The organism is uncultured Ruthenibacterium sp. (genome assembly GCF_963558415.1).
GTDB lineage: Bacteria > Bacillota > Clostridia > Oscillospirales > Ruminococcaceae > Ruthenibacterium.
The window spans coordinates 1-3,717 of record NZ_CAUWGY010000132.1 but is presented as its reverse complement, the minus strand read 5'-3'; the positions used below and the strand labels follow the sequence as shown (position 1 = coordinate 3,717).

The window sequence follows — 3,717 nt, the reverse complement described above, 5'->3', positions numbered from 1 at the left end:
GTGTACGATTACTGCGGGAACAGAAGATGAATCCGAAAAGAGTCTTCTCTCGGTCACAGCGTTGCTTCAGATACGTGTGTATCGTGAGATGCATCAAATTGCCGTTTGTGATGCTTTTTCTACACAGGATGAGGTGGAGATTAGCCGAGGCAAGAGAACAATGGAATTTGTTTTAGATGAAATGGATTCTTCTTTTGATGTCTCGACATCCGGAACCTTGCCTGATGAACAAGCAGAAGTCCTTGAAACATGGGCAACTCCGCTTTCTCTGGAATTGATAGAGCAGGAAGGTAAATGTGCACTCCGTTGTCGCGTAATGATGCATCTTTTGTGCCGAAACGTATTGGGAGAACTGGATTGTTACGATAAACTGTGCGAAGAAAATTTGCCGGGACTTTATCCATATGCCCCGGAGTCTTTGATGGTACAGTATGGGATGTCGGTTCGTGAAACATCCGCCAGAAAGAATGGGCAAGAGATGGAAGCAAAAGCGTCGGTTCATATTAAGGCGCTTGTGACAGGTTATAAACAAACCGAAGTGGTACAGGAAGTACACTCGATCGGACCGCGAGAAAAAGTAGATGGAGATATCGCGCTGCGAATCTACTTTGCTCAGCCTGGCGAAGAACTTTTTGATATTGCCAAGCGGTATGCGGCTTCGCCACAGGCGATTGCCTCGGCAAATCAGATGCAAGAAGGAACATTGACAGAACCTTGCAAGCTGTTGATCCCGTCGTCACTTTAAGGAGGGGGAAGAAAAGATGCTTCATTCTGACATTTATGCGGATATCGCCAATCGGACAGGGGGCGATATCTATATTGGAATAGTTGGGCCCGTAAGAACTGGAAAAAGCACTTTTATAAAACGTTTTATGGAATTGATGGTTTTGCCGGAAATTCAAAATGACGCGTTTGCACAACGTGCTCGAGATGAGTTGCCACAGTCTGCTGCAGGACGAACCATTATGACAACCGAACCCAAATTTGTTCCGGAGCAAGCCGTTTCAATTGAGTTGGATAATGGGGTAACATTTCGAACCCGCTTGATTGATTGTGTTGGGTACATGGTTACGGGAGCCATGGGACATGAGGAAGATGAAAAGCCTCGTATGGTGAAAAGCCCTTGGTTTGATGAAGAGATCCCTTTTGATGTAGCAGCAGAAACGGGTACGAGAAAGGTAATTTGTGATCATTCAACCATTGGCTTGGTCATTACCACAGATGGGACCATTAGTGATATACCACGCGCGGAGTATGAGCAGGCAGAACAGCGTGTCATAGCTGAGTTGGATGCGATTCAAAAGCCTTACGTAATTCTGTTGAATAGTGTTACGCCTGATGCGCCGTCAAGTGTGGCCTTGGCAAATGAATTGAGTGAAAAATATGGAAAGCCGGTTTTGCCTATAAGCTGTGTCGACTTGACTGCTGAGGATATTACAGAAATTCTCAAGCACGTGTTGTTTGAATTTCCTATGAAAGAAATTGCCTTTGCGATGCCGAAATGGGTCACGGCCTTGGAACCGGGTCACTGGTTGCAGGATTCGATTTATAAGGCGATTCAGCAATATGCAGAGAATATTTCTATTATGAAAGAGGCAATTCAGTCCGGAAATACCATTCAATGCGAATATATCAAAGGTGGCCATTTGCGTTCTTTGGATATGGGAACAGGCTGTATTGTGATGGAACTGAGTCTTCAGGATGACATTTTTTATAAGATTCTCAGTGAAGAGACCGGTCTGGAAGTATTTGATGAAGCGAGTTTAATGCCGTGCATTATAAGCCTGGCGAATATTCGCAGAAAATATGAAAAGATAGAAAGCGCATTGGAAGAGGTAAATGCTACCGGATATGGAATTGTAATGCCCTCTATGGATGAACTTCGCTTGGAAGAACCGGAAATTATGCGTCAAGGTGGGCGTTATGGCGTTCGCCTGAGAGCGAGTGCGCCTTCCATTCATATGATGCGTGCGGATATCGCAACAGAAGTAGCACCTATTGTAGGAACAGAAAAGCAATCAGAAGAACTGGTCAATAGCCTTTTGTCTGATTTTGAGGCAGAGCCATTGAAAATATGGCAAAGCAATATTTTTGGAAAAAGTTTGCATGAATTGGTAAACGAAGGTTTGCAAAATAAATTGCTTAATATGCCGCCGGAGGCGAGGCAGCGAATTCAGCAAACTCTGGAGCGTGTAATTAATGAAGGTTGTTCCGGTTTAATTTGCATCATCCTATAAAAGTTTTTTCAGAAAAGAGCGTTGACAAATTACGGGGAAAACAGTATTCTAGTAAAAGAAATGCTGTGAAAAAGAGGTTGTTTGCGCATAAGCGTCTTTTAGAGAGCCGTGAGGGTGGAAAGCGGCAGGCGTGCGAAAACATGGTCGCTTTGGAGCAGAAGCGGTGAAAATGTTATAGCCGCTTTCGTAGTCCTGCGTTAAAGGGTTTGAGTGGACTTTTTCAAGTCAATGTGGGTGGTACCGCGGTTTTGACCGTCCCATGCGTATGCATGGGACGGTTTTTACATTTGGCAAAGGAGGTTTTGCATGAATTCCAAAGCGCGTTTGGGTTGGTTGGATGTAATGAAACTGATCGGCATTTATTTTGTTTATGTGGCGCACACCAATGGAATGGGCAGATTTGGAATTTTGGCGCAGAATACCGCTCTGGGTATTTTGTTTTTCGCTTCAGGGTTTTCTGCAAGCAGAAGGAAGGACAAGCCTTTGCCAGAGTTTATTTTGGAAAAGGCAAAACGAATTTTAGTTCCGTATTTTGCATTTAGTTTTTTGACTCTTGCGGTTCGGACGTTCTTGTTTGAACTTCCACAAGGAGAAATTATTGACATTGTACGTCGTACTTTCCGAGCAATGCGTAATGACGTTGCGTTCCCGGCTCTTTGGTTTTTGCCGTGCCTATTTTTAATGTCCATTTATTATCAAGTCCTTTTGAAGTTTATTCGTTCCAAAGCATTGCTTTTGTTGGCAAGTTTGGCGATTTCCTGTTTGGTGAAGTTTACAAATGAAGGTCCGTATTTGCCATGGGGAATTGAGTTGGCAGGGCGGTTTCTTATATATTATTCTTTAGGAGATTGTGTCAATAGCATCTATTGGTGGTGGAGAGAGAAAAAGCCGGGCATATACCTTAAAAGTTTGCTTGTGGCTTTAACGTTGATTCAGTTTTATATTTTCTACACCGATTTTTATTTTGGAAGAGGCTATTTCCCAAGCTTGTTCGGAATTCAAGAAATGAGTTTCAATTTATCGGCGGTAATGGGATTTATAATGGAGATAAACGGAATCTGGTGTGCAATGGCGGTATCGCTGGTGTTGCAAGCCATTCCATCTCTGTGCCGTGCGGGACAACTTACACTGGCGTTCTGTGGAGCGGAAAGTATTGTAAAAATGATCTTGCCATTGGCGTTTCAGGCATTGGGATTTACGTTGACTGAAACAGGAGGGGCGGCCATGCTTTTACAGGAAGTATTTATGTTATTGGCAGCCTATTATTTTATTGCTTTACCTGCGTCTCGGTATTTTCCGTGGATGCTTGGAACTTTTGAAAAAAAGAGGAAGGAAGAGAGTGCAACATCATGAAACAACTCGATAAAATTTATGATCCGAGCACAGTGGAAGATCGTTTGTACGCTAAGTGGATAGAGAACGATTATTTCCACACACAAAGAGATCCAGAGAAAAAACCATATACCATTGTAATGCCCCC

General features: G+C 43.4%; 2 protein-coding genes, 1 pseudogene and 1 other annotated feature. All 3 genes and pseudogenes read left to right on the top strand.

Annotated elements, in window-relative coordinates; genetic code table 11:
* Positions 1-745: pseudogene (locus tag AB5H98_RS12965) on the top strand (hypothetical protein); the annotation flags it as partial.
* A 16-nt stretch (positions 746-761) separates the two neighbouring features.
* Complete coding sequence (spoIVA, locus tag AB5H98_RS12960; RefSeq protein WP_367926304.1) at positions 762-2,237, top strand: stage IV sporulation protein A; 1,476 nt, start codon at positions 762-764, stop codon at positions 2,235-2,237.
* Positions 2,238-2,293: 56 nt separating this feature from the next.
* Positions 2,294-2,500: a binding site (T-box leader), on the top strand.
* Positions 2,501-2,543: 43 nt separating this feature from the next.
* Positions 2,544-3,590: an acyltransferase family protein gene (locus AB5H98_RS12955; protein ID WP_367926303.1), complete on the top strand. Its 1,047-nt coding sequence runs from the start codon at positions 2,544-2,546 to the stop codon at positions 3,588-3,590.
* The last annotated feature ends 127 nt before the right edge of the window (positions 3,591-3,717 follow it).